General features: G+C 63.4%; 26 protein-coding genes. 13 read left to right on the forward strand and 13 right to left on the reverse strand.

Going from position 1 to position 26,841, the window contains the following annotated elements; translation table 11 throughout:
* Positions 1-183: 183 nt before the first annotated feature.
* A complete protein-coding gene (locus tag IPP90_14955) occupies positions 184-3,036 on the forward strand; it encodes an Ig-like domain-containing protein (GenBank protein MBL0171989.1) in 2,853 nt (950 codons plus the stop codon).
* Positions 3,037-3,163: 127 nt separating this feature from the next.
* Here IPP90_14955 and IPP90_14960 read toward each other — a convergent pair whose 3' ends face one another.
* From IPP90_14960 to IPP90_14970, 3 genes are all read right to left on the reverse strand, one after another.
* Positions 3,164-3,688, reverse strand: coding sequence for a hypothetical protein (locus IPP90_14960; GenBank protein MBL0171990.1), 525 nt, complete (start codon positions 3,686-3,688; stop codon positions 3,164-3,166).
* Between the two features lie 61 nt (positions 3,689-3,749).
* A complete protein-coding gene (locus IPP90_14965; protein MBL0171991.1) occupies positions 3,750-4,010 on the reverse strand; it encodes a hypothetical protein in 261 nt (86 codons plus the stop codon).
* Positions 4,011-4,085: 75 nt separating this feature from the next.
* Entirely contained in the window at positions 4,086-5,636 is a 1,551-nt protein-coding gene (locus tag IPP90_14970; protein ID MBL0171992.1) for an amidohydrolase family protein, read from the reverse strand.
* Between the two features lie 171 nt (positions 5,637-5,807).
* On the opposite strand from IPP90_14970, the gene IPP90_14975 reads away from it, so the two are divergent.
* Both IPP90_14975 and IPP90_14980 read left to right on the forward strand, forming a co-directional pair.
* Positions 5,808-6,386 (forward strand): helix-turn-helix transcriptional regulator, encoded by a 579-nt coding sequence (locus IPP90_14975; protein ID MBL0171993.1) that lies wholly within the window; start codon positions 5,808-5,810, stop codon positions 6,384-6,386.
* A 20-nt stretch (positions 6,387-6,406) separates the two neighbouring features.
* Complete coding sequence (locus IPP90_14980; GenBank protein MBL0171994.1) at positions 6,407-7,219, forward strand: SRPBCC domain-containing protein; 813 nt, start codon at positions 6,407-6,409, stop codon at positions 7,217-7,219.
* A 53-nt stretch (positions 7,220-7,272) separates the two neighbouring features.
* On the opposite strand, the gene IPP90_14985 is transcribed toward IPP90_14980, so the two are convergent.
* Positions 7,273-9,612, reverse strand: a complete 2,340-nt coding sequence (locus IPP90_14985) for a PKD domain-containing protein (protein ID MBL0171995.1) — start codon at positions 9,610-9,612, stop codon at positions 7,273-7,275.
* Positions 9,613-9,706: 94 nt separating this feature from the next.
* A complete protein-coding gene (locus tag IPP90_14990) occupies positions 9,707-10,075 on the reverse strand; it encodes a hypothetical protein (GenBank protein ID MBL0171996.1) in 369 nt (122 codons plus the stop codon).
* 38 nt (positions 10,076-10,113) lie between these two features.
* Here IPP90_14990 and IPP90_14995 point away from each other — a divergent pair, with 38 nt between their 5' ends.
* On the forward strand, positions 10,114-10,284 hold the full coding sequence (locus tag IPP90_14995) for a hypothetical protein (protein ID MBL0171997.1): 171 nt from the start codon (positions 10,114-10,116) through the stop codon (positions 10,282-10,284).
* Positions 10,285-11,070: 786 nt separating this feature from the next.
* Here IPP90_14995 and IPP90_15000 read toward each other — a convergent pair.
* The 4 genes from IPP90_15000 to IPP90_15015 are packed head-to-tail and all read right to left on the reverse strand — an operon-like array spanning position 11,071 to position 12,573.
* Positions 11,071-11,361 (reverse strand): hypothetical protein, encoded by a 291-nt coding sequence (locus tag IPP90_15000; GenBank protein ID MBL0171998.1) that lies wholly within the window; start codon positions 11,359-11,361, stop codon positions 11,071-11,073.
* A complete protein-coding gene (locus IPP90_15005; protein MBL0171999.1) occupies positions 11,337-11,888 on the reverse strand; it encodes a hypothetical protein in 552 nt (183 codons plus the stop codon). The genes IPP90_15000 and IPP90_15005 overlap by 25 nt, the downstream gene beginning before the upstream one ends.
* On the reverse strand, positions 11,837-12,220 hold the full coding sequence (locus IPP90_15010; protein ID MBL0172000.1) for a hypothetical protein: 384 nt from the start codon (positions 12,218-12,220) through the stop codon (positions 11,837-11,839). The genes IPP90_15005 and IPP90_15010 overlap by 52 nt, the downstream gene beginning before the upstream one ends.
* An 11-nt stretch (positions 12,221-12,231) precedes the next feature.
* Positions 12,232-12,573: a hypothetical protein gene (locus IPP90_15015; GenBank protein MBL0172001.1), complete on the reverse strand. Its 342-nt coding sequence runs from the start codon at positions 12,571-12,573 to the stop codon at positions 12,232-12,234.
* 1,139 nt (positions 12,574-13,712) lie between these two features.
* On the opposite strand from IPP90_15015, the gene IPP90_15020 reads away from it, so the two are divergent.
* The 4 genes from IPP90_15020 to IPP90_15035 all read left to right on the forward strand — a co-directional run bounded on the left by IPP90_15020 (position 13,713) and on the right by IPP90_15035 (position 15,713).
* Positions 13,713-13,874, forward strand: coding sequence for a hypothetical protein (locus IPP90_15020; GenBank protein MBL0172002.1), 162 nt, complete (start codon positions 13,713-13,715; stop codon positions 13,872-13,874).
* A gap of 634 nt (positions 13,875-14,508) precedes the next feature.
* Positions 14,509-14,883, forward strand: coding sequence for a hypothetical protein (locus tag IPP90_15025; GenBank protein MBL0172003.1), 375 nt, complete (start codon positions 14,509-14,511; stop codon positions 14,881-14,883).
* Between the two features lie 147 nt (positions 14,884-15,030).
* On the forward strand, positions 15,031-15,597 hold the full coding sequence (locus tag IPP90_15030; protein ID MBL0172004.1) for a hypothetical protein: 567 nt from the start codon (positions 15,031-15,033) through the stop codon (positions 15,595-15,597).
* Positions 15,576-15,713 carry a hypothetical protein gene (locus IPP90_15035; protein MBL0172005.1) on the forward strand — a complete coding sequence of 46 codons (138 nt, stop codon included), beginning with the start codon at positions 15,576-15,578 and terminating at the stop codon, positions 15,711-15,713. The genes IPP90_15030 and IPP90_15035 overlap by 22 nt, the downstream gene beginning before the upstream one ends.
* A 1,445-nt stretch (positions 15,714-17,158) precedes the next feature.
* Here IPP90_15035 and IPP90_15040 read toward each other — a convergent pair.
* The gene (locus IPP90_15040) at positions 17,159-17,464 is read right to left on the reverse strand and encodes a hypothetical protein (GenBank protein ID MBL0172006.1); all 306 of its coding nucleotides are present in this window, start codon (positions 17,462-17,464) and stop codon (positions 17,159-17,161) included.
* 9 nt (positions 17,465-17,473) lie between these two features.
* Here IPP90_15040 and IPP90_15045 point away from each other — a divergent pair, with 9 nt between their 5' ends.
* From IPP90_15045 to IPP90_15055, 3 genes are all read left to right on the forward strand, one after another.
* Positions 17,474-19,405 carry a PD40 domain-containing protein gene (locus tag IPP90_15045; protein MBL0172007.1) on the forward strand — a complete coding sequence of 644 codons (1,932 nt, stop codon included), beginning with the start codon at positions 17,474-17,476 and terminating at the stop codon, positions 19,403-19,405.
* Positions 19,406-19,506: 101 nt separating this feature from the next.
* Complete coding sequence (locus tag IPP90_15050) at positions 19,507-19,872, forward strand: helix-turn-helix transcriptional regulator (GenBank protein MBL0172008.1); 366 nt, start codon at positions 19,507-19,509, stop codon at positions 19,870-19,872.
* Positions 19,850-20,368 carry an SRPBCC domain-containing protein gene (locus IPP90_15055; protein MBL0172009.1) on the forward strand — a complete coding sequence of 173 codons (519 nt, stop codon included), beginning with the start codon at positions 19,850-19,852 and terminating at the stop codon, positions 20,366-20,368. The genes IPP90_15050 and IPP90_15055 overlap by 23 nt, the downstream gene beginning before the upstream one ends.
* Before the next feature lie 49 nt (positions 20,369-20,417).
* Here IPP90_15055 and IPP90_15060 read toward each other — a convergent pair whose 3' ends face one another.
* Complete coding sequence (locus IPP90_15060; GenBank protein ID MBL0172010.1) at positions 20,418-20,618, reverse strand: hypothetical protein; 201 nt, start codon at positions 20,616-20,618, stop codon at positions 20,418-20,420.
* A 268-nt stretch (positions 20,619-20,886) separates the two neighbouring features.
* On the opposite strand from IPP90_15060, the gene IPP90_15065 reads away from it, so the two are divergent.
* A complete protein-coding gene (locus tag IPP90_15065) occupies positions 20,887-23,511 on the forward strand; it encodes a hypothetical protein (protein ID MBL0172011.1) in 2,625 nt (874 codons plus the stop codon).
* Between the two features lie 521 nt (positions 23,512-24,032).
* Positions 24,033-24,347: a M48 family metallopeptidase gene (locus IPP90_15070; GenBank protein MBL0172012.1), complete on the forward strand. Its 315-nt coding sequence runs from the start codon at positions 24,033-24,035 to the stop codon at positions 24,345-24,347.
* Here the strand turns inward: IPP90_15070 and IPP90_15075 are convergent.
* Together IPP90_15075 and IPP90_15080 are read right to left on the reverse strand one after the other, a co-directional pair.
* Positions 24,306-24,578: a hypothetical protein gene (locus IPP90_15075; protein ID MBL0172013.1), complete on the reverse strand. Its 273-nt coding sequence runs from the start codon at positions 24,576-24,578 to the stop codon at positions 24,306-24,308. The genes IPP90_15070 and IPP90_15075 overlap by 42 nt on opposite strands.
* A gap of 288 nt (positions 24,579-24,866) precedes the next feature.
* Positions 24,867-26,841 (reverse strand): hypothetical protein (locus IPP90_15080; GenBank protein ID MBL0172014.1); only part of this gene is annotated, 1,975 nt, incomplete at its 5' end.

Raw genomic sequence — 26,841 nt, forward strand, 5'->3', positions numbered from 1 at the left:
TGGGATCCGCCGGCAGCGCACGTGTCTGCGTTTTCCCGACGCGATTTGCGCGACTTCCCTGACAGCATTTGTTCACGTTTCCTGTAATGTCCCACCACAATACCCGCGCTGAGTGAGCTGCGGCGGACCGAATCAGAATGATCCAGCCCCCGGCGGCTTACGGGTGGGTTGGAGGGTGGCCCAATGTCATCATTTCAGTATTCGCGCGCCGCGACCGTCGGGACTGTCGGGCGGCGCATTGCACTCAGTCTTGCCGTACTCACAGTGTTGGCGGCGTGCGGTGGCGGGGGCGACAAGGCCACCGGACCAACCGACACCACCAAACCGTACATCCCCGTTCTGGCGTCCCTTGAAGTCTCGCCGGTGACGGCGGCTCTCTCGCTCCCCGGCACGGCGCAACTCACTGCGACCCCGCGCGATTCGAGAGGGCAGGTGATGTCCGGGCAGACCATCGCCTGGTCCAGTTCAGCGACCGCCGTCGCCACGGTTTCCCAGACGGGCCTCGTGACCGCAGTGGCGGGAGGCACGGCCACAATCACCGCCAGCATCGGCTCGGTGCAGGGGCAGTCGCTCGTCACCGTAACCGCAACCAATGAATACGGACCGGTGTTGGCCCGTGGAAATATCGGATCGGCGGGGGGCACCGTCGGCACAACCGATGTTGCCGTCACGATTCCGGCCGGCGCATTCACCACGACACTCCCCATCACGCTCGTTCGCGACACCGCCCTTCCCGATTCGTACACGGCGCAGCGCGCCAGTGCGCGGTTCGCGATCGACGGAATGCCGCGCGGACAGGTGGTGCCCGTGCGGGTGCGCATCAAGACGACCGGAACCGTCCAAGGCACACCGGCCATCATGGCCATGGAACCGGGTTTCGCGAAAGGCGACAGCATCGGGGTGGTGCTGGGTGTGGCGTTTCAGGAAGCGATCGACTCGTCGGGCTACCTCGTCGCCACACTGCCGATTGCCGGCCGTCCGGCGTCGTGGGCGCCGGCGGCTATCGTAGGGGCGTTGCCGTCGGTCATGGCGAACGCGGCCGCAGTGGACTGGGTGAATCTCAAGGCCGATGCCCTCTTCGCCGCGGTGTTCAACATGTCGCACCAGCGATCGGGCACCAACCGATTCGACGTCTGGGGATTCAACAACCTCGACGCGCAGATGGCCGCCAAAGTGCAGCGGGCGGCGACGCTGATGGATCAGGCGCACGCCAAGCTGGTCACCGATCAGGGCTACAGCATCGCGCATCGCGCGTCGTGGCCCATGCAGATCGTGGTGGAAACGCGACCGCCGCACGAACTGGGCGCCTTCATCTACAACGGCCCATTTCCGTACGACATGAACAAGACCTACATCGCGTTCAGCCCCGGCAACGTGAACGACGCCGAGTTTCCCGGGACGGTGATCCATGAGTTCTTCCACTTCATCCAGGAAGGCTATCTGATCGGGAAGAATGCGGCCGACTACCGCTTGTCCGACTGGCTGGCCGAGATGTCGTCCTCATGGGTGGAAGAGCAGCATCCCGCCAATCCGACGCCATATTCGAATTTCGTCGCGCGCTCCTGGAAGGACTCGCTGTACGGCGGACTCTCCGCCGGACTCGTGGCCAACTCCGGCTATGGCAAGGCGCCGATGCTCAAGTACATCGCGAAGCAGTGGGGCAACGCCAAGGTCAAGGAGATCTGGACGGCGGTGCAGGGCGGCGCGCATCCGGTCACGGCCACGTTGACGGCGGTGCCGGAAACGCCGTCGCAATGGTGGCCGAGCGCACTCAGTCAGCAGTTGGGTGGGTCGTTGTTCCCGTGGACGGTGGCGCAGATGATGCCTGACCGAAAGTTCAACCTCAACCTGATACCCGGACGGGCGCCCTATGCGTCCTCGGCGCTGGCGCCGCTGGCGGTAGAGTTCAACGTGATCGTGCGTGACACGGCCATGTTCGGCCCGAAATTTCAACTGCCCGTGTTCCTCGATACCGCGTCGATGGGGAAGGCCAGACTGCTGGTGTTCGAGAAGCCGGCGGCGGCCACGCACTTCCGGCCCATCGCCGGCCGGGACACGGTGTTCATTCCGGGAAATCGCCTGCAGACCCTTGACACGATTCTGCTGCTGGCCACGCCAACCGAGGCGATCGCCCCGTACACCGCCACCCGCATCGTGCGTTTCCGCACTGACCTGCGACTGCCCGAAGGCGACTGGTATTTCCCGACGATCGCCAACGTGAACGACGGATTCCGCTATGCCTGTGATCGTGCGGGGGACTCGATCAAGGTTGTTGTCAACGAAAACGCGACGTCGGTGTGGCAGTTGTTGTCGAACGCCGGCACATGGAAGCGGAAAGCTGCACCGAGTTTTCCGTCCACCTACGAGTGGGTCATCGATCCCGCGTACGTCGATTCGTTGGCGCGCATGCAGATGGTGCTTGACGGCACGATCCGTGAGAGCGGCAAGGACACGATCTACGCGCAGGCGCGTGTGCGCTGGAACCTCACCTCGGCCTCGACGGCGGCGCGTGCGGGGGGCACGAAGCGCTCGGCCGTCGGCGGCGGATCGTGGTGGTGGGTGCTGGTTCCACTCGGACTCGTACCGCTGGCGGCCAGCCGCCGCACGCGTCGGGTGGTGCCAGCCATGGGGGCCGTGGTGTTGTTGATGTTTGCCAGCTGCGATATCGGCGTGATCGCACTGCAGTTTGACGAGACGATGGACTACACGTTTACCAAGGTGCGCTACACCGCCGATCCGAACGACAACACGGCGCCGCTCGCGGAGCTCAGGCTGGGCGCCGCCAAGACCACCCTCACCACTCTCCGCAGCGAGTACTGGAGCTACATCCGCAACACCGCCGGCGAGAAGACGGACTCGGTGCGCAGTGTGTGCACCGGCAGTGGCACGTCGACCTACACGGCGAGCGGGATGGCCTACACGGATGGTGTGAAACCGCCGGCCCCGCCGAGCATTCGTGCATCGGTCGAGCGACTGGATCGCGTGCTTGGCATCCAAGGCTACGGTGGCGCGCGGCGCGACCCGCTGAACCGGTAGCGCGAAAAAGCGCTCGTCGACCGCACACAGCAGGGGGCGCCTCGGCGCCCCCTGTTTGTTCGCCGGATGGGTTGCATGGCATCAATGACGCGCTTGATGCCCGGCACCGCCGAGATTGGCGTTCGCGTCACGCACCAGGACTGGACCGGCGCAGCCATCGCCAATGCCAGCCAAAGAGCGCCAACGCCACCACCAGCATGACGCCTCCGCTGACAAACGCCTTGGAGGTCCGGTACATCGTGGCCGCACGACGATCCGCAACCAGCGCCTCAAATCGGCTACGCAATATTGATTCGGGGAGCGTATCCAGTCGGGCGGGCTCACGCCCGCCCATGCTCTGCTCACGCTGGTATGTCGCGCGATAGGCTTCCAGGGACGACAGCGACGCACCGAAACTGTACTCGGCTTGCAACGGATTCGCCCGATCGATGGCGGCGCTGAGCAGTGTCGCGGTGCTCGACAACACCACGATGACAGCGACCAGGCAGACCGTATACCCGTACAACTGCGCAACGCGATTCGATCGATCCATGCTGTCTCCCTTGAGCGCGACCGAGGCCGCGATGACGAACCAGAGGGCGCCGACGATGAGGACGAGCGCGATACCGAGGAAACCGAACGCCGAGCTTTGCGATGAGACGCCTATCTGCATGTGACTCCCTCGTCCAGGTATTGAAGCGCGGCTGCACTGAGAAGCCGACTGTTCGACCGCGTCACGTCAATCGTCGTGCTTCGGCCCGGGACATGAACATGCCGACAACCACGCTGCCGAGACAGAACAACAAGAAGCTCCAGTCAAGCCAGTCGGGGTCTCCGGCAAATATGAGCTTGTTGATACCGAATACTATGCACGCCCCAAACGTCACGGCCTTGCCGCGCCAAGGCTGTCCCGCCCGCCGCGCGACCAGTGCGTCGCGCACCATGGCCAGCGACAGGAGTGCCAACGCGGCACCACCGATTCGGGCAAAGATCATTCGTGTCCCTCCAGGTTGATTGAGAAAGCGAGATGCCGGAGGACGCTGGAGAAGACAAGCGGAATTCAGGGCGCGCTATTGCTTCACGATCGCGGCCGCGCGGTCGAGCAGCTTGTCCAATTCCGCACGCGACAGGTAGCGACCATTCAGCACGACAGCGGCGATGCGTTTCGTATTGCCAATGTTCTCAAGCGGATTCGCGTCAAGCAGCACCAGATCGGCCAGCTTGCCTGCGGCCACTGTACCCAACTCCGTCTCGCGTTTCAGGAACCGTGCCGGATTGATGGTCGCACTCTGCAATGCGGCCAACGGGGTCAACCCGCCTTTGACGAGCAAGTCCAGCTCATCGTGCAGGCTGAACCCAAAAAACAGAAAGGGAAACGTATTGTCCACGTCGGTGCCGGCCATCAACAGGGCGCCACCTTTCTGCAGGTCGGCGGGCATGCGCAGACGATTCGTCACCTCTCGCTCACGTTCGGCGAACACGCTGTCGGCGCCGCGCGGCCCGTAACTGAACTGTCCTTGCAAGAGTCCCATCTCCGCCGCCATGGAGGTGCGCCACTGGATCACCTTTGAGGGCGATACATACCGCAACCGTGGATCCATGAATCGATTCCCGAAGGCCGTGCCGCGCGGATCCTCCGAATTGAATCGTGTTTGCATTTCGACAAGCGTGGGCACAAACCACGTGCCATTCCGGGCAAACCGTTCGCCCAATTGACGGCATTTCTCGGGACTGTAGGTGTTCAGGCCCAGCACAAACGCCGAATCGTCGGTGGCCGCGTAGCGGCGGTCGTCACCCGACTCGAGGATCGGGATGAGGTCCCGCAGCAGTCGTCGGATCTCGTCCTCCGCCGTCGCGCACGACATGCGATGTCGATAGGCGTGTTCGATGCTCCGCATACCCGCGTCTGATGCCTCTGCCGCCGTGACCGCGAGTGGCACATGCCCGACAAGGGGAATGTCCAGCCGCTTCGCTTCATCCGCCGCGGCGAGGAATACGTCGCGGGATAGCCGCGTGTACACCTTGATGAAGTCCAGTCCAGCGTGCCGACGTTGCTGCATTTCTGCTCGCATCGCCTGCGGGCTATCGATCGCGACGTACGTTGCGCGTGACTTGGGCAGCCCGTCGACAATTGTGCCGCTCGCGACAAAACGAGGCCCGAAGGTCTGCCCACGTTCCACCGAGCGGCGCAGCTGGACAATCTCGTGCGCGGACTTCACAGCTCCAGGATCGCGAACGCCGGTCACTCCGTTGGCCACGTTAAGCAGGGACGACCACTCCCACCGGTCAAGCGAATGGCTGTGCATGTCCCACAAACCCGGAATCAGCACCTGACCGCGAGCATTGATGATGCGGGCTCCGCTCGGAATGCGCGCTTTCGGACCCACCGCCACAATGCGATTGCCGGACACCACGACGGTGTAGTCGTGGGACACTTGCCCGTTCTCAACGTCGACGACGGCAACGTGGGTGAGGGCTAGCGCCGCCAATGTGGGTTCACGTCGTTGCGCTCCGCTGGCGGTTGAGCGCGGTACAACCGGACGCGACTGGGCATCGGCGACCGCGACCAAGACGGGCAGGAAACACGCGGCTCGCATGAATGGGCGGTGCAGGATCCGCATTGTTCTCCCAGAGTCGTGGTTCATTGCCCGTGGCCACCGGGATGTCCGATTGACCGCGGAACGCTCGCGTTCTGCTGCAGCGGACTCTCACAAATTGCGGGCAGCAAGCGGAGCGGGCAATTGGCCGCTGTCGTTCTTGACAAAAAAAACTGTCAATGCTAGTATCTCCCCATGCTCGACATCCAAGTCATCGATGATCCAGCGGCGGCGACGGTGGCCTTGGAGCCGATGCGCAGCCGACTCCTCTCCGAACTGGCCGTGCCCGCCTCAGCGGCGGCGCTGGCTACGCGGGTCGGCTTGGCGCGGCAGAAGGTCAATTACCACTTGCGCGCGCTCGAGGCGCACGGGTTGGTGCGGCTGGCCGAGGAGCGCCAATGGGGCGGTCTCACGGAACGGCTGCTCGTCGCCACGGCGGCATCCTACGTCGTGTCTCCGGGCGCGTTGGGCCCGATCGCCGTCGATCCGAATCGGGACGTCGATCGCTTGTCCGCGAGCTATCTCATCGCCTTGGGCGCACGGGTTGTGCGCGAGGTGGGCGATCTCATGCGACGCGCGAACGCGGCGGGCAAACGCATCGCGACTCTCGCCGTGGATACCGAGATTCGCTTCCGGTCGCCGACGGACCGGGCGGCGTTCAGCCATGAACTCGCCCAGACAATCGCGACACTCGTTTCGAAATATCACGATGAGTCCGCCCCAGGCGGTCGCGCGCATCGACTCGTGGTCGTGGCGCATCCCCTCCCGAAATAATCCGAACCCACGGAGCCATCATGAGCGTGAAGCCAGAAGCCAGCGGACGTCGTTCGGTCCAGGTTGAAGTCCAAGTCCCCGGCACGCCGGAGGAAGTGTGGCAGGCCATTGCTACCGGGCCGGGTATTTCCTCCTGGTTCGTGCCGACTCACTTCGAGGAGCGCGACGGAAAGCCCGTGGCACTGACCGTGAGCTTCGGTCCGGGCATGGAGGCGCGCTCCGTGGTGACGGCCTACGACGCACCACGGATGTTCGCCAATGCGTCGGACGGCTGGATGCCTGGCTCGCCACCCATGGCGAGCGAGTGGAGCGTTGAAGCGCGCGGAGGAGGCCTCTGCATCGTCCGCATTGTCCACAGTCTTTTTGCCAGCACGGACGAGTGGGACAACCAGCTAGAAGCCACCGCCTCTGCATGGCCCGCATTTCTACGCACCCTGCGGATCTATCTCACGCACTTTCGCGGCCAACGTTCCGCGATCATGCAAGTGATGACTCCCGTCGCGGGTACGGACGCCGAGTCATGGGAAACACTGACCGCGGCGCTGGGAGTGAAAGGCGTGAGCGTCGGTCAGCGTTGGACGACGCCCGCGGGTGTCGTACCGCTGAGCGGCGTCGTGGCGTATGTCACCGAGAATCCGTACGACGCCCTGCTGCGGCTCGACGCGCCGGGGCCAGGCATAGCCGCTCTTGGCGCCATGACGTACCCCGGTGGCCAGAGCATGGTCGCCATGAACTTCTACCTGTATGGCGACCAGGCGGCCGAAACTGTCGCCCGTGAGACACCAGTGTGGCAAGCGTGGCTCGAGGTGCGCTTTCCGATGCCATCACGCTGACGCCAGTGTTGGCGCAAGAATGTGAGTCCCGCCTTCGATCGTGACGAACTGCCTCATCGTACACGCTGCGCAACGAACGTCACCGTGGTTTGATAGCGCATGAACTCCACCGGGCCGATGTTGTTGGGCCCGGCCTCGTATCTCCGGAAGATCGTGGTGAGCGTGCCGGTCGCGAGGTCGCCCGTGAACGTGACATTTGCCTGGCGTAGATTCGGCGTCCATCCGTGGAAGCTGTTGGGGTTCGTGACATATGTGGTGCCCGTGATCGTGCCCGACTGGTGATTGCCGGTCTCTGTGTAGATCTCGGGGTAGGCCGGATCGGTCGGGGGCAATCGGGGTGGTGTTCGCAGGTAGTGCCACGGTGTGCCGATGATCCGACCCGGATTGGGCGGCATGCTGGACAGCCCGGCGAATACCCAGTCAAAGTGCGTATTCATCCGGGCTCGCGTGATGTTGGTACCCTCCAGCATCACGACCCCGCGCGGAGCATACTGGCCGCCAAGAGTGGTGTCGCGCGGAAGGTGGAGGAATCCGCCCTCCATCGCGCCCGACGCAATCCGCATGATCTTGAGGCTATCGGTGGCAAAACAGATATGACAGATCTCCTGGGTGGCCAGACGCCCATCCTTGGGGTCGACCACCTGCGACGTCACGATAACCGACGTGAACTTCCATGCGCTGAGGCCTGGATCTACCGACGTCGTTGTGCTGTCCTTGCCGACTGCAGCTCCCGCGCTATCGGTGACTTCGACCAGCACTTTGAACACCCCGGGCCGCAAGAAGGTGTATGACACGGTGGTGTCGCCCTGCAGCCGGTACACGTCCGAGTTGCCACCTTCACTGAACGTCCACTTGTAGTGCGCGTTCGCGGGATGCGTGCGCTGATGTCGCACAACAAACATCACCTGGGAGTCCTCGGGCACCCGGATATCGCGAGGCGCGAGGAGCGTGTTCACCACGTGCACCGGCTGATCCGTGCTCCCGATGATGACACTGCTGCCCGACGGCAGGTCCATGCCCACGATCACCCGGACGTTGTGCTCACCGGGTGTCGCGAAGGTGTGGGTGGCCGTGGGCACCGTGGTGCGCAGGAATACATCGTCCTCGTCGTCAACGCCGCCAAAGACCCACGTGTAGTGCAGCGGGCCCGTGAGCGTTGGCGTGATGCCGTTCGTGGCCGTTACCGTGAACGCGATCGGTCGACCGGGGCTCACATAGGCCGGATTCGGACTGAGGGCGAAGCGCAGGTTCGCCGACGAGCTTGTTATCGCCCGGGCAATCAAGACGCCGGCCGCATCCTTCAGTCGAACGCTGAGTTCGACCGTACCGACCTTGGTGTGCGTGTGCGTGTACGTGGGCACCGTCGTCACGACCGGCGTGCTTCCGTCGTTGACACTCCAGGTATAGGTCGACCCGGCGGTGGCCAACGTGCCTGCACTGGCGGTGAATGTCTCGGTGTCACCGAGGAACACCTCCGTCGTGCTGCCACGCACCGTGAATGGCGCGTGAATCACCGTGAAGGGAATCGCATCCACGAATCCTCTCTCGGTGGGTGCCGAGGGAGAAAGCGCATCCAGTCTCGCGTAGTACGACCGGGTACCGGCGACGTTATCGAGCGAGAAGCCGTTGCCGAGGTCCTTCGTACCGGCTGCATCCCAGATGTTCAGGCTCTGCACGTCAGGTTCACTGCCAACCTCCTTCACCGGACAATCCGTGCAGAGGTATCTGAGCCTGAGCGTCGGGTCGGACGACCGCAGCGATGCGGAGAGCGTCTTCCAGGTATCGGTCAGAATGTCGAAGTATTCAATACGAGACTGCGTGGGGTAACGCCCCAGTCCCGCCTTCTGCTGCTGGAACTCGCTGAATCGCGACCAGATCTTCGACAGCGGCACTTCCGACGTTACCGAGAGTGCGTACGCGTCAGTGAACGTGCCGCCCGCCGCCCCGACCTTCGCGGAAAGCAAGATCGGCGTCAGCGTACCCGACGTGAACGTCATCGTCCGGCCAGCCGTCGGAAAGTTGGGGTCGGCGAACCGCACAACGGTTTGCGTGCCGGTGGATTGCGCGCCGTAGGCCACGACGGCATGCCCACCGATCGCCCCCTCCAACGCCAGCAGCACGGGCTGACCCGTCAACTTCAGGGTCATCAGGATCCACATCGACGTCAGGTCCTCGGCTTTGGTCCCCTTCGCCTTGGCCTGCTGCTGCAAGCTCTTGATCTGTTGCAGCCCTGCGTGAAAGCGATCCTCATAGTCCAACTGCACGGCGCCGGCGAATCGAATGCCCTGCACGTTGTCCAGCACATTGGGCAAGGTCAGGTCGTATTGGTGATACAGCGACGGTTTGCCGTTGAGTTTCTGGAAGTAGTAGTAGTACATCGACGTGATGCTCATGCCTTCGCACTCGCCCAGCGGTGAGGCATAACTCCACGGTTCTCGAACTCCCAGTTGTCGACGGCTGGTCGAAACCCGCTGTCAAACGTCCCGATCAGCTTCGCTTGCTGGTCTTGATCCACACGACCTTCACGCTTCCGAAACTCGACGCCATCGCGCTGCGCAGCGCACTGACGGCGGGCGTATTGCCTGGCAGTGCCATGAGATCGCGCGTGAAATGTCGGGTGGAGAGCGTGGCGGTGGACGACGTCCGCTCCACCATCGTGATCGGCTCCAGTTGATTGCCGGCCTGATCGTAATAAAACGGCATGACCGCCTCGTCGTCGGTGACTGACAGCGGCATCGTGAGTGTCACCAGATTGTCGGCGTAGTCCTGACCGTTGTTGATCACGAGCGTCGGTCCAACTTGCACGAAGTCCGTCGGCAGCGTGGGCTTGATGGTGGAGTCGGCGATCACGTCCACTCGGTCGCCGTGGCATAGGCGCCCGCAGGGATGGTGATGTGAAGCAATCCAGCCTGTCCCCGGTCTTTCGGTATACCAATGTGCCGCCGCCCGATGGCACCGCCGCCTTGTCCACCAGTGTCTGCGATTGGGCGCCCATCGCGCTGGCGCGGAACTTTACCGGGGCCAGCGTCCCCACCCGCGCACTCACTACCTGCGTTCCCACCTGACTTCCCAGCGTCCAGTCACCGGCGAGAGCCACGCCATTCGTGCCGGTTGTCGCCGACGCGTTGGACAGCGAACCGCCCCCGGAGTCCACGCTGAACTGCACGGAGATACCCGCCAGCGCGGTACCCGCCGCATTCGTGACCAGCACGGATGGGCGAATCGGCAACATCGTATTCGGCAGGCCCGATTGGGCATCGCCGGTTACCACCGATAGCGCGGCCGGTACGTTCGACGGCATCGGTCCGGGCGTCGGAGGCGGGGAAATGGCGTCGCCGCCGCCACCGCACGCGGCGAGGAGGAGCATCAGCAGGGCAGCAATTGAAAATCGTCGCATGAATAGGTAGGCGGATGGTCCAGACGGGTGCGCGCAATCCGGCCGGTTTCGGCTCAACAAACTTCGCGGGCAGGTGCCGAAAAACCTCCGGAGCGCGCGGCCCCAGCCCGCTACGGCGCCCTGCGGTCCCACGACATGCGGGGACGTGCCACGTACCACACAGCACCCTCCGCAGATATCGATGTGCGGATAGCGCCGCCCAAGCTCGCCCATGAGCCTTCCCAGCCCCTGCGGATCGCCTTCCTCCAGATGCCCGATCTTGCACAACGAGATCGAGTGGTCTGTCTGCTCGCGGGCCACGCCTCTACTTGATCTTCACGCGTTCAATCGTCGTCCAAAACTTCGGCAGGGTACCTTTGCGTGTTCGTCAGAATGGCCCATCCACCAGGTTCCGAACGCGGCGATGGCGCGGCCCTTGGGCAGGATCACCCGTTCGATGATTTCTCCTTCCTGTTCACCACGTCGTAGCGCAAGCCCCGTTGGCGGACGGGATCGCGGTGCGCGGAACGATCCAGACATTGCCCTCGAGATCGACCTTCATCGCGCCAGGTTGAATGCCGGTCCGTAGTCGGGCAGGTCCTTGGCTGGCACCAAAACAATTTCGGTGGTCAGTCGTCGCGGTCCATCCGGGAGTCTGCATCGTTTGGGGCTTCATGGACTCCATTTGCTTTTCCAGCATCGGCTTGATGGAATCGATGACATGTTGCTTGCCGTCATCCGTCAAGCGCTTCCAGTCAAACGCCATCTTTGGGGATGTCCTCCGCGTGCCGTCGGGGGCCACCCATTCCATGTGATAGTCATGCGACGGAGAATCGCGATCGTGCCATCCGGCAGCAGGCCCCACTCGTCGGCCGTTTGCGTGGGATTGACGGTGAGCCTTTGCGTAAAGTTGCCGCGGTCGTCGCGAGAGGCCACGACCGATGCGTACTGCTGCACGATCTTCACGGTCGCGATCGTATCGATTTTGCGCGTGTCGAAGTCGGCGCGCACGATCGGCGCGGAGTCAATGGCGGCAGGTGCCGTCGCCGACTTCTCAATCATGATCTTCTGATTGAGCTCGATGAGTGCCTTATTCTGATTGGGCGGCGTGCCTTGATACACCAGGCGGCCTTTGGCATCGAGCGTGGGCGTGCCGTAGATGTAGCCGACGGACAGCGTCACGATGTCCTGCGGACGCGGCAGCGCCGTGACGTGCGCAACCTTTCCAGTCGGATCGATGGTCAGTAGCGATCGCGAGGCAATATCGAGATACATGGTGGAGTCGGCCGGCATCGCGATAAGATGCGCCGATGGAATGCTGATGCCGGAGCTGCCGAGTGTTCCGCTGGTTCTGGATGAGTCGAGCGCCGCGTGAAGTGTTTGAGCGACTTGTCGTACATCAGCACGCGGTATCGCTGAACATCATTGACCAGGACACGCCCATCGGACAGCGCACGCACCGAGAGACGCACGCCCAATGAATCGGTCGAGACCGCCACTGGCGCCGGCACTTCGCGGACTTTGATCTTGTCCTGTGTCGACTGCGGCTGTGCACTCAGCGGCTGCCCCATCAGCGCGGCGCCAATGGTGAAAGCGAGCATCGGACCTGCAAAGGTGAGGGTCATGGCCGGCTCCCTCAAGGGCTCAGCACGATGGCCGCCATCGTGCGACCGAGGATACTGAACACCGACTCGAAGCGACCCTCCGCTTTCGTCTTCGCGCCTTGGCGAGGAACACCCTGACCCCTGGCGATCACGTAGATCTTCCCTGTTCCATCATCAATCTCGTACGCGCCCGTTCCGAGCACGCCGACACTCTGCGTCACGGTGCCTTTGACACGTACCGTCTTGCCATCGTACTCCTGCGGCCGATCCAGCAGGTCCTTGATGTGAATCGCTCGTGAGCAGGCGTTCAAGCCAACGAGTACCATGCCGAGCATCATGGTCGTTCGAGCGTGGCGTGCGAAAGTCCTAGTCATGTTGCCCTCTCCCGGGTCGGCCTGACGTGATCCATCGCTTGAAAGTTGTATGCGAAGCTGGTTCAGCCTGCATCCAACAGCAAGTGTAGAACCCCTGGTGGTCAACGCGGGGTCCCCCCAACGCGTCCCCCATGCGGCTCCCAGATCTCTCCCTGATCGGCCGCCGCCAAGATACATTCGTTGCGTAGGGACTACTCCCCACCTGCGTCCGGGCGAAGCAATGTCACCGCACTCCGGTTTTCGTCGTTTGCGCACGGAGGGCACCCGCAGACGTGCGGGAATTTCCAAGAGCCGACAGCCTCACGTATTGCTAGGCACAGCGATTTATACCAACTGGGACGCGAGACCAACCACCTTGACGATTCGATTCCACGCCGGTCGTCGGCGTGGAAGACGCTGAGTGTCAGCACACAACGCTACCTCGTGCACCATCGCCCTCGATAACTCGGCCTACTGTGTGGGCATTTACGGAGTGCGTCACCACACCGTGCTGGTGGGGCAGCCGTCCCAAACCCAAACCATGCTACCGGTGCAAACTCCGGAACGCCTTAGGACGGTGTCGCACGGCGACTTGTTCCTCTGCGGGCTGGCCATGGACCACGCTGTGGTGTGTTGGGATCGAACACCTCCGGCAGTCTCGGCAACGGCTCGAACGCGACGAATACGATTATGAGCCAAGGCGAATCGTCGGCAATATGAGCTTTGCGAAGGTCGAGGCGTTATCTCGCTCGTTTGCGTGCGGAGTGACGGTAGGTGGCGACCTGTATTGCTGGGGTGCCTTTCCCCAGCAGCGATATCGACCCGGCTCGGCGCGAAGGCCTACTCGCCAGTGCAAATCGCCAAGGGTGTCAAGTTCACCGACGTGTTTGGTTCAGGCAGGGTGTGCGGAATTGCCACGGATGGTCGCGCTGTGCTGGTAGTGATCGGTCGACTCTTCGGCAGTGGTGGCCTCTCGGCGGCCTTTCGCGCGGTGTGCCTCACGCTGACGGTCGCCTTGCCCTCTCTCTCTGCTCTCGCGGGCCAGCGTCGACCGGGGGTGAACATGGGATTTTACACCACCACTGACCTGCTCACCGGCGACGTGGAGGGCGGTTCCATCACCTCAAGCACCACACAGGCCAACGAGGATACTGCGCACGATGGTCGGACCCACGCTGTATCAGGTGGAAGGGCAGGGGGCGCGCATCGGCACGACTGTCCGCGTGGATTTCGCGTCTCCACGCCTGCACGGCCCCACGCCCACCTTGTTCTTTTACGCGCACGTTTCTGGGCAGCCAGCCGCGGCAGGGCGGTGGCGCTGAGTACACTGGGCGCCGGTTTCCGCTGGGTGCGTAAGCAGTGATCCCTGTGGGCTTGAACCGCAGGCTTGAGCGCAGCCCCGGCCACCACGCGGAGGCCTTGGCGTGGATGGCAGTCCCACCGGAGCGTCTGATCGGTCCGCGCCGGCATCGCTCCCCCCAGCCATCGCGCATGATGTCGTGGGCGCTTTTTGCGAAATGAGGGCGAAATAACGAGTCCGTAACGGCGAAATCCTTCGTTGGCTAGTCGATGTCGGACTCACCTTCTCTCTGTCCTCGCTCAACATGCCTCGTTCCGTAACCGCTCTCACGCTTCGGATGTGTCTGGCGCTTCCGCTCCTCGCAGCGTGTGCATCGAAGTCCGATCCGACCTCAAAGGGCGATGACACGACTCCGTCCGCCAGCGATATGACGTTGAGCGGCACGATCGCGGGCTGCAGGGCACCGGGACGGTGCTCACGGTCAACGCGCGAGCGATATAGCGCTCGCCGAACCAGCCCACGTTCCAGTGGACGCTGAAGAAAGGCACGAACTACGCGATCGCGGTGAAAACGCAGCCGTCGAGCCCAACGCAGCTGTGCACCCTCACGAATAGCTCGGGCACGCTCTCTGCGAACACGTCAACGGCGACGCTGACTTGCGTCACGCAGTCGTTTGGGATTCGCGGCACCATCAGCGGCCTGACGGGCACGGACTGACTCCTGGCGTTGAGCGGTGGCACCCCATCGCGATCGCCGCGGGCGCGACCACCTGCGAATTTCCGGCGCTCAGGAGCGGCACGCAGTTCGCGATCACCGTCGCCTCGCAACCGTCGGGCCAGCAATGCGTCGTGAACAATGGGAACGGCACGATCGCGGGCGGCGATGTCACTGCCGCGAGCGTGACATGCATCTCCAGCGGACTCACCGTGGGGGGGCTGCGCGATCAGCCTGTCGGCAACTGGCCTCACGTTGCGCCTGAACGCGGGGAGCCATTGGCGCTGACGCGCCGCCGCGGTGGCGCATTGGATTGACCTTCCCACCGCGCTCTCGGCCAATTCCAACTACGTCATCGTGGTATCGAGCCCCGCGACGTCGCCGCTTTCAACGTGCCTCCGCGCAACGCCAAGGACGCGTCACCACCGCCAACGCGACGAGCACCACGGTGCAGGTGCTGCTTCTTGAAGCCCGCGCGCAGCAACCTGGAGGGCACGTACGCCATCGCCATCAACGGCCTCAGAGCTACCTCACAGTGGGCCGACGGCACGTACACGTTTGCCGATCACGGCAACGATCCGTCGTGTTCGAACAACGGCAACGGCGTCGAGTACGGTGGGTACAAACGCTTCCAGAACGATTCGGTGTCGATCTTCAACGCATTCCAGGATACGGACGGCAACTGCGGAATTTGGGACGCCACGGTCACGCCGAGCGGACTGCAAGCCCGCATCCTTCGTGTCGGCGGTGCGCTCACGGTGCTAAGCCTGTCTGATAACACCACGTTCACGCTGAACGCGGTGAGTTCGAATCCGGCCACGCTGGTCGGCGCATTCTCGCGCGCCGATGGAACGGACGGTGGTGTCATCGTGTTCGAGGCCGACGGCACGTTCATGTTCGCGGAAGCGCAGGACTCGCCGAGCACCGCGGCACGGCGAGTATTGAGCGCGCTGCTACACGGTGTCAGGCTCGTCGTTCACGGTGTCTTTCGCCGCCGCCTGTCGCCCCGATGGCGCGCCCGCTGGACTTGAACGGCACTGCCGGATTCTCGGCGCGAAATGGGGCGGCGATTCCGTTCACTATCAACTCCGCGACGACGATCACGATCGACGGTGTGCTCTATCGCCGGTTGGAACCGAACGGCTAGAGGTACTTTGAGCGGGCCGTGGCGGGCTCTCGTCAGCGGGTCGAAACGGCGGCACATTCGCCCGCAGCAAACACCCGATAGTTCTCAAATGGCCTCCATGGCGCCTTCACAGTCGACGTCCCCTTACACCGCTGACCCTGCGGACGCTCGGCGATGCCGGGTCTACCATGAAGACGCGCCCCTGCCACTCCTCGGCCCAGGCAAGCCGTTTGCCCTCCGGTCTACCTGGCACTCACCCCGGACGGCGGACGTCCAGGGAGTTCCTCCTCGACCTCCTTTGGGCCGACCTCGATCCCGAGCGGGCCCGGCGCGCCCTGAGGCAGACGCTTTTCCATCTCCGCCGGCTCCTCGGTGAGGAAGCGCTTACCGGCACCGAAGAACTAACCCTCACCGGGGCGATCGATACCGATCGCGACCGCTTCCTCCGTGAACTGGAGCGGGGCGACCCCCAGACCGCGGTGGCCCTCAGGGGGCAACTTCCTCCCCGCCTTCGGTGTGCCGGGTGGGGCATCGTTCGAACACTGGGCCGACCTCGAGCGCGACCGCCTGCAGACGGCGTTTCTCCGGAGCGCCGACATCCTGGTGCGACGACTGCTGAACGAATCGCACTTCAAGGGAGGCGCAGCGACTGGCGCGTCGCATTCGGGAGCTCGTCCCTGAAAACGAAAGGGCATGGCGGCTGGTATTGGAAACGACGGTCGCAGGGCAGGACCTCGTCGCGGCGGCCGTCGAAGCGAAGGCACTCGAAGGGTGGGCCGAACGTGAGGAGATTGCCCTGGAATCGTCGACCCGACTCCTCTTGGCTCGGGCGCGGGGCTCGCGCCGAGCCGGGAAGGCGGCGCCAATGGCAGCGAACTGATCGCCGAGCTGACCGGCCGCGAGCGGGAATTCTCGACGATCACGTCGGCATGGAGGGATGTCGGAACGGACGGGCACGACATCTCCACCTCACCGCACCCGCCGGATTCGGCAAGTCACGCCTGCTGCGCGATGCCTTACCGCCGCCCGCCCTGAACGAATTCCGGCGGCCGAGGGATGCGTCACGTTGCGGCTCGCGGCGCTGAGCCGCGAACAGATCGCCAGCCTGGTGTCGGCCCTCGGATCGTTACCGGAACAGGAGCCATGGAGCGCTCACTTCATCTCCGGCCTGCAACAGGCGACCGGGGGCTCGCCCCTGCTCGTCATGGAAACCCTCCGTTTCGCCATCGATCAGGGTGTGCTCACGCTCGACCACAATGAGTGGCGCTGCCTCAAGCAGGAGTGGCTGCAGTCGCTCCTCCAGGCGGGCGAAGCGCTCCGCGAGCGGGTGCGGGCGCTGCCACCGGCGCAGCTATGGCTGCTCGTGCTGCTCTCCACGGCTGGCACGTCGATCGACAGCGAATCGCTCGCGCTGGCCGCCGGATTTCTCCGGCGGAGATTGCCGATCACCTCGCTCCACTCGAGCATCAGGGGTTGGTCACCAACGCCGGGGACGATGGAGCACCGCGCACGACGAAATCGCCGCAGCGTCTCGAGCGGCGCTGACCGTCGAGCAGCAGCGTGCGGCCCACCGCTCCATCGGCGAATACCACGCGGGCACGGACGTCGCGGATGCCGATACCCTGCTGCGGGCGGCACGCCATTTTCTGATCGCCGGCGACGACAGCACGGTGCAGCAGCTGCACCGTCGCTTTGCGCGCGCGGCCCGTGAACGGGGCGACCGACGGGCCTTCTCGGAGATTGCCGCAGAACTGATCGACGAGGAAGCGCATTCGTCTCGCGTGTCGGTGCTCGTCCGGAGCCTGCCCCTCCCGTGGCGTGTCGGACTCTGGTCCACGTCGCGCCAGGTCGCCGCATCTGCCCTGACGATGTCGGTCGCGTTGCTGGTCCTCATGGCCGCCCGGTCCGGCAGGAGTGACGAGGCCACCCAGCACTTGGTCTACATGGATTCCACCGGCGCCACCAGCGCAGTGCTGGTGCGACCATCGGAGTGGAGCAGCACCAGCGCGCCGGTGGTCCCTGTGCCAACGACGAGCGCGATGGCTGACGCGGCACGCACCTACGCCGATCTTCCCCCCGCCATCTCACCGGACGGGAAGTCGGTGGCGTGGATCAAGGACTCGGGCGACAGCACGACGCTCGACATCTGGATTCGCACACCGGCCGGCACTCGCCGGCTCACATCACAGTCGCGCGACGATCTCGTGCTGGGCTGGCTTCCCGACGGCTCGGCGCTTGTCGGACAGACCATGCGCTGGTCTCCGGCCACGGATGGGAACTACGACATTGCCGTCTTCGACACGGCCACTGGGGCCGCGCGACAGATCACCCGTGGCCCGGCGCAAGACATCGATCCCCAAGTCTCTCCCGACGGAACCCGGGTCGCCTTCATCCGGGGCTCGATGGTCGATCCCCCGCAGCTGTGCATTACCACGATCGACGGACAGCATGAGCCCGAGTGTCGCCTGATCGGCGGACAGCCGATCGCCACGTTGCTCGGCTGGACCGGCCTCGATGAACTCGCCCTCACCACATACGAATCCGGCGCGCAGCCGCTGGTGAGGTACGATTGGATGCGCGACAACCGGACGAACGTCCTTGCTCCGTACGTCATCAGGCCGCGCCTCAGTCCCGACCGGCGTTGGGTCGCCGGGTCGGCCCGGCTGGATGGCATGGTCGGCTTGCGCGACATGGTCCTGCCGCTGGACGCCCCCGGCACGGCACGGCCGGTCGCCGGAGCTGGCCACGCGCCTGACGCGCTGCGCTGGTGGGAGGGGATGCCGGATCGTTCGTGGTTGATCGACCATCTGGAGTTCAGCGACTCGGTGACAACGGTCCTGCCCGGCATTGGGACGCGACTGTCGGTGAAAGCATTGAGCGCCACAGGCTCCGAGATACCGATTCGCGCGCCGGTCGTATGGAGCTCGAGCGACACGATGGTCGCCATCATCGACTCCACCGGTGAAGTGCGTGTCCGCGCGCCGGGTGAGGTGGCGGTTACCGCCACGCTCGCCGACTGGCGCAAGGCCACCAAGCGCATCAAAGTGGTTGGCAAGGCGCCCATCAACGTCCTTGATGAACGGTGGGAGGGTGACTGGCGACGCCGTTGGCTACCATGGGGTGATCCGACTCCACTGGTGTCCACCGGCCCCCAGGGAATTCGTGGCTTGTGGAGCCGAGGGGATGGCGTCTACCCGAGCATGGCGATCTTGCGTGATGCGCTCTCGGCGCGGGATGGCCTCGGACTGGAGGTGCGCATCAGCACGCCGCTGACGCTCGCGCAACATCAGCGATTGAAGGTCATGTTCCTGGCCGGCCTCGATCCGTCGACTTTCGAGCGGGCTGACCAGCAGAAGGCTCCGCCAACAGTTGGCACGTCCGTCTCCATGTGCGGCATTATTTTCCCGCAGGAAGGGCGCTGGGGGGCGACACGAATTGCGCTGTTTGGCAGCGTTCCAGAAAACATCGACGTTGGCAGGGAAGGCGCTGCGCTGCGAACCGGCGACTGGTGGACGCTGCGGGTCCAGATCCTTCCTGATGGTCGCTGCGGCATCGCCATCAACGGCCGCGTGCTGCGACTGTCGAAGGAGCCGGTTCCTCTCGACGGCGCCTATCGGGTCTGGCTTGGTGACGAATCCGCGGGCGTGCAGTTGATTCACGGCCCGCTGCAGATCTGGACCGGCGTGCGGACCGACATTCGGTGGAGCAATTGACGGGCAGCGCACCCGACGACGACAGCCATCCATATGCCAGAGTGAGCCCTCGCTCGGCCCCTCCTTGCATGCGGTGAGGCCGCGGCTATATACTTTACCGTATGGTGAAGTATGTGCAGGTCCGCCTCGATACCTCATTCGCCGCGCTCTCCGGACGCCACCCGACGCGGCGTTCTGGAGCAGCCCGACGTTCAGACGCTTCGATCACGGACCTTGCCCGGAAGTTCCACATCACCCTCGCGGGCATGAAGAAGCACGTCGGCGTCCTGGAGCAGGCCGGGCTGGTGACCACCGAGAAGGTAGCGCGCGTGCCGAACTGCACGCTCGGCGCGCATACATTGCAGCAAGAGCCCGCATCGCTTCCGAGGCACCGCCAGCTCTGGGACGCACGTTTCGACGAGTTGGACCACGTGGTCGAGGAACTCAACCGGAAGGAGAGAATCGATGGACGCAAGAATCGGAAGTAAGCCCGCCGCCGAGAAGAACCGCACCACGGTGGAACGGCAGTCGGACCGCGAGGTCGTTGTCACGCGGACCATCAACGGCCCCGCGCACATCGTGTTCGAGGCATTTTCCAAGGCCGAGTTGCTCAAGCGTTGGTGGGTGCCTAAGTCGATGAACATGACCCTGCTGTCGTGCGAGGTGGATGCTCGTGTCGGCGGCACGTACCGATTGGAATTCGACGTCGGTGGCCCCGAGCCTGTCGCGTTCTTCGGCACGTACGTCGACGTGACGCCGTCGTCGCGCCTCTCGTGGACCAATGACGAAGGTGGCGAGGGCGGATCGGTCACCACGGTGACCTTCGAGGAAAAGGGCGGCCAGACGCTGGTGGTCCTGCGCGAGAGCTATCCATCGAAGGAAGCGCTCGACGCTGCCGGCACGGGCGCCGCCGATGCACTGTTCGAGACGTTCGATCAGCTGGACGAGCTTCTCGTCGCCCTGGGTGAGGGCTCGGGACAGTAACCGAGACGTGGATTTCGGGTGAGTGATCAATCCGGGCAAGGAATGATGTTCAGCGCCGCACGCGCGCGAACATCCACGGCAGCAACGCCGGTTCCGTGTACGCCCACTCCCACGCGTTGTGTGCCGCAAAGAAGGCCGGTCGGTGCGCCAACATGTTCCACACGCCGAGCGTCCCAGCGGCGACAGTGAACAGGCGCAGCCAGAATCCGGCACCGAAGTCAGCCGTGACGCTATCCGCTGCTGGGGCCAATGAGCGCGGAATGATCCGTCTCGCGGCTGCCCTGCGCTTTATCCATGCAGGCATCCGCGCTTCCCCCCAGGGAGCTCCGCGTTGCCGGATTGTTCGCAGCGCTGTTTCCCCAAAAGAGAAGCCTGTGTCCCCAGCTACCCAACATCGGTCAACGCCATTCCCGGCCGCAGCTTGCGTCGCACTTGTCCTGCTAGCCGCTTGTGGCGGTGGGGAGGACTCACCAACGCCAATCACTCCGCCGCCCCCTCCTACGAGAACACCTGCCTCGTTGGTTACCGTTTCGGGTGATGCGCAGGCCGGTGCTCCGAAAGCCGCGTTGCCCGTCAAGCCGGTGGTCGCGGTGAAAGACGCGGCCGGCGCCGGCCTGCCCGGGGTGACGGTGACGTTCTCCGTCGATTCAGGCAATGGTTCACTCGCCGCGACCACAATGGTCACCGCCAACGACGGAACGGCGTCACCCGGCGACTGGATCCTGGGGACGGCGGAAGGACGCAATGTCATCACGGCGCACGCGGGAACGTTGCCAGCGCTCAAGTTGGTCGCCACGGCCACGCTGCCAACGGTCAATCTCGCGGGCCAGACCGTTCCCACAACTGGCGGCACTGTCACGCTCACACTCCCCGGTTCCGCACTGGATGGGACCACGCTGACCATTCCACCCGGTGCGCTCGGCAGCGCGGGCACAATCGGCTTCAGCATCTCGTCCGCATCGACCCTTGTACTACCGGCGGGCGTCACCGCAGTTTCGCCGACGCTGGCCGTCACCGGACCTGTTGGACGATTCAAGGTACCTGCCACATTGCGTTTGCCCGGCATCGCGCCGGCCGGCAAGGTGCTTGTTGTCGTCCTGATGGATCCCGCCACGGGTGCGATGTCCGTGCTGCCCAGTTCTGCGTCGGGCGCGTCGGGCATCACGGTGGCGTTGCCATCGATCGACGCACCAACGCCAGCGGCCACCGTCGCTGACGGCAACACACCATTGGTCGGAGCGCGCACTTCGGCCACCACATCGCTGCACGCGCCGGTCACATCGATCCTGGTCACCATCGCGATCGATCCCACACTGCTGGCGCGCGATTTCGATTCGGGCTTTCGCACCGCGGCTGACGAATGGGACTTTCAGCGCCAGTTGATCTCCTCGTTCCCCGTGTCGCTCTCGGGACCTGGCGTCGATCCCGATGTGTCGATGATCGGCACGTCGATCTGGTATTTCGTCAATCGCAAGGGCACCGACGGACCGCTGTTCCAGAAGTACCAGGAAGCGCCCGGCATTCCGGAAAGCAATCGGCGCGGCTTCCGTTGGACGTCGGTCGCCTATTCGGATGTGCCGGACCTGTACCTGACGGGTGGACTGGCCGACGCTACGTTCGCCCAGATCAAGGCGAGTTCTGCCGCCTTCGCCTTGCAGAGCATGAATGAGATCAAGGCCGCGTTCCTGCTCTCGAGCAACAAACCGCAACCGGTCATGCTGTTCAACGACCGGGCCGTGGCCACGGGGGGTGAACCGCGCTTCGGCATTGCGTATCGGACGGTGGGAGCGGTGGTGGAACTGTCGATCCCGGACGCGCCGGGGCGCCGCTTCACGATGGAGTTGCTGCCCACCGGTTGGGTCACCGCCTTCGTGACACCAGCCAGCGGCATCCAGTATCGCGTGGACCACCTGGCCCCGGTCCACTACGGGCTGCTCGTGCAGGACGCGGCATTTGCACAGGAGTACGCGCGGGTCACCGCGAAGACGATCGGCGACGCGCAAGGGTGGCCCAGGCCCACATTGAACAGTGCGTATGGCCTGCTCGATACGGCGGCGGTGTACGCGGCCGACACGCTGCGGAATTGGTGGGTGTGCAGCGCCTGCGAAGACCACGGCTTTCGCACCACGCAGATCACGCCCTCGCCCACGCTGCTCGCGGCGTTTCGACGGGCCGACCAGAATGCCAACGGCAGTTGGGGCGCGCTCGCCCCGGCCATCGCCGTTCAACTCCTGCATCGCGGCGACTTGCCGCTACCAAACGGTCAACAGAAGCGCGGCTACGAAATTCTTCAACCGATGCCGGGCAGCGGGCTGAATACCCTGCCGTTCACCGGGTGGCTGGATTGGATCACCGTGAACTACAAGCAACTTCCCACCGACGTGCGTCCGGATTCGATCATCATCATTGACGACCAGAACGCGGCGTACACGGCGACCGTCACGGGTGGACCGAGTGGGTCGACGTATCGCTGGAAGTACGTGGGGGACAAGGTCACGGACAGTACGGACACCAACACCCCAGCGTTTTCGCGCTTCATGACCGACGCCGTTGGCCGTTCGATGATGTACGGCACGGTGCTGGAAAAGACCACGAAGCGGCCACTAGGCAGGGACTCGAGTGCGGTCCTCTATGCGAAAGCGTGGCAATTCAAGGCGGTCTCGCTGGCATCGGCGCTCCTGCCACCAGGCGGCACCGGCACCGAGCCGAGCGACGTGCTGGGACTGGGCATCGCGACCAGCACCATCAACGACCTGCAGCAACGGCCGTCCAACAGCATCCTCGACATGTTGCACGGGCCGAACAACTGCCGAGCGATCGCGTTGCAGCAGTACCTGCCAGGCCAGGTCCCGGACACCGGCGGCGTCAAGGGGAATTCGTTCCGCGCGCTGTTGGGGAACAACTGCCCCGACCCGGACTTCATCCAGACACTCACGATTGCACCGCTCGGCGCGGGTACCATCGTTGGTTCGGTCGCACCGTCGTTTGCCGATCCTGATGTCGTCACCATTCCTGGCGGCACGATTACCGCGACGATGAACGGACTGAACCTGCAAGGCACGTTTGTCTGGAAATTCCGCTACAGCACTGGCATCGCGCTGTACACGTTCAACTTCCAGGCGTCGCTGCTGATACCGAAGTAGCAAGAGCGTCTTTGCCAGGGCTGTCCGTCGCTCCCGCTCCACACCGGGCCCGAACAGCGGGGGGCCCGCGAGTCGCGGCAGCGGGGCGTCTTGCTCCTATAGAGGCGCGGCGCATCGATGGCGAGTTCGAGACGATGCGAACTCCGAGGCGGTCGCCCGCAACACGCGCTCCTGATAGGCACCGCGGCGACTCCAGGCGCGCACCGTCTTCGATCCAACCCATACGCCTGGCAATCCCCGAGAGCGACTCCCCTCGCCCAAGTGCTGCAAACACCTGCTCGACTAGTCTCGCTCACCACTCCACCTCTTGGCTCAAGTGCCTCGAAGATACCGGTCGATCTCCCGCGGTGCTCTGTAGCGCGGATTGCTCCCCTGTTCCCATGGCCAAGCTCCCTTGATGGGGGTGGGAAATTTGAGACGATCACTACCCGGGGAATTTGAGACGATCACTGACATCGACGGTCCCAAGAAGCGATACAAGCGCAAATTCGTGCCGGCCGTGCCTTGCGCGCTTCCCGGCCATAATTTCGTCGATCCGCTGGGCGGGCACGTCGATCCTATTTGCAAGGCGATACTGCGAGAGTTCCAGGGGCACGAGGAACTGCTCCTCAAGTGGTGTCGTCACCCTCGTCGCAGATCTAGCGAAGGCGGAGCCTGGATTTCAAGATCTTGTAATCGCACATGAGCTGTTGCATTTGCGGATCCGGAGTCACGGTAGGGTGTTCAAGGCCCTTGATGAGCGCGCATGTGCCCAACTGAAGAGCGTACGATCTGCGACGCTGAATGGCCTGCCGCTAGTCGATAGCCGAAAGGCCCACGCGAAGCACAGCGCCTGACTGAACCAACTCAAAGGTCACGCTGCTGGCATCAGCCATGGGAAACAGGATGGCGAGGTGCCAGGAATCACTGTACCACCGACCTCCGTCCTGTTTCACGAAATTAGCTTCGCCACCACAGACTTTTTCGGCAAACTTGGCGAATCCAGTCTCCATCGTCTCCGTATTGGTGATGTTGCAGCGGCCAATACGCCGAGCCATCTCAATTCTGAACGGTCCCAATGCGAGCACGGTGCATCGGTGGCGATCCCCACTGAGCCCTCCGACTGCTGGGGGCGCTCTTGTTCACCGAACTCGCCGGCTTGGGGCGAATCGACAGTTGTGAAAGCAGGACGCAACAGTGCGGCGAGGTCTGGGAATCCTTGAGTATCGATAGGTCCGCTCATCCCCCAGTCACGCTGCGATTTGGCAATTTCTCGGGCAATGTCTCGACTCTTTAGCGCATTCCCGCTTCCAGATTCGTATGCCTGCTGACGGCTCTTGCTCACCAGCCACCGTTGACGAGCAAAGCGCAACTGCTCAGTTGCCGGCTTGCCTTAGTACAGCCTCGTAGAAGCCGAGCGCGTCGATGATCCGTCCAGTCCTTTCGTACGCAGCGCCCGCTTCAGCAAGGGTCACCGGCGTCCGGAGTCCCACATCTATTGCGCGTAAGTTGCCTCGGAGAAAGTCCGCGATACCGCGCTGATGGTGGGCCGCGGCCTTCGCAAGCTCGTCCGAGCGAGCCAATGAACGCACGAGCGCGACCTGCAGACTCGAATTCTCGCTTCGGACCCATCGCCGCACTGCCTCGTCTCGCCAATCTCTGGTGGGTCTGAAATCGCCTGATGACGTGAACGGCAAGAGTTCATCCCACCGCCCCTGACGTACGAGCAGTTGCACGCTCGCCAGCAACGCCACTGACGCGAGTTCGAATCCTTGAACTTGAAACGCGCGGAGCGCGAGCGCCATCATGGGATTGGCATCGACGGAGTTCCAAGCAAGCGACAGTGCTTCGGAAAAGTTGCCCGACTCTCTAAGAGCATTCGAGATGATCCCTGATTGCTCGCTACTCAACGCGACGGCAGAGTGCTCGCGATATTGGGCTACAATTTCGGCCGTCGCGTCGATCTTAGCCAACCAAATCAGGCGCTCTGGGAACTTCTCAGTCGCGGACTTCGCCTGGAAGTAGGCGCTGGTCTTTGTGTCTCCGGCAAGTTCCCAATCGACAATGGCCTCTCGAAAGCGGGCGGCAGCGAAGCAAACACGCGCATACATCGACGTCGGAAGGGCAACGCCAGCCTCTCGAATCCCATCAAGGGCGTGGGCAAGTCGAGTGGCGGCATCTCGGGCCAACGGCCCTTTCTTCGAATCGAGGAGGGGATTCAACAATGCCGCAAGTGCGTCAATCCATATCGGATCCCCGAGCGCGTCAGCTGCGAAGGCTCGATCAACCCTCAGTCGCCGCGCGTACTCCGTTAGGATCTCCGCCGCGCGAATCTCGGTCGCCCCTTCAACCAGCGCTCGGGCCCAGAGAACTTCGATATCAGCGAGCAAGCGCGGATCTTTGAGCGCAACCTCAGTCACCCTCTTCCAGCCCGCGCTACCGCCTCGCCAAAGGCAGTGGACTCCTTCGGTTGTGAAACCCGCTTCAACAAATGCGTCGCCAGCCTCAAGGAGCGACCCTTCAGCCATGAGCGCGCGCGCGCGGCACTCGCGTGACTTGGGAACATCTCCGGCCGCGCGATACGCCTGCGCAGCCTGTTTGAGCAGGAACGCATCACCTCGTGCGACACCTTCATCTTCGAAGAGGCGCGCATTCTCAAGAGGGTCAGCAAACGCTTCGCGCGAGAGATCTTCTGGCTTCCCCGCAGTCATTCCCTCTATGGCCTGAGCCCACACCTCACGGCCATTCTTGATCTTTGACAGCATTTCACTCTCGCTGGCCTCGTCCTGCATACAGGCCCACAGTTTGGCAAACCCCAAGTCGGTGTCCACGATGACGAGGCGACGCTTTGCGCGACTTACTGCGACGTAAAGCCGATTGATGAAGTATTGGAGCGGTAGTGCTTGGTCAGGTGTCGCCCCTGCCGGTGCCGCTCTTCCGTGTAGCGACGCTACAAAATCTGTGTCTGCTGTCGCGCCGAATCCGTAGACCATGACCGCCGAGTACTCACATCCCTTTGCCCGTGCCGCACTAAGCACGTTCTGCGGTACGCCGTCGTCGATTCTGATGTGTTCCCGCAAAATGGGATCATTGACAACGAAGTCGTATTCCTCTCCTTCGTTGCACGGTACGATTACCACGAAGCCACTGTTGTCGCGATACTCCTTCCAAAATGCTGCATCGGTGGCGCGGTACCAGGTGACCGGCATCGAACCCGGTTCAGTGGTCCACGGCAACTGCGGCTTCAGATCTCGAAGAAGAAACAACGCGGCCCTGAACGCCTGGACATGATTCGTGAAACGAACGATGCGATGGGTTGATCGATAGTTGAATTTGAGTTCTCGATAGTTT

This window comes from Gemmatimonadaceae bacterium, assembly GCA_016720905.1.
Lineage (GTDB): Bacteria > Gemmatimonadota > Gemmatimonadetes > Gemmatimonadales > Gemmatimonadaceae > Gemmatimonas.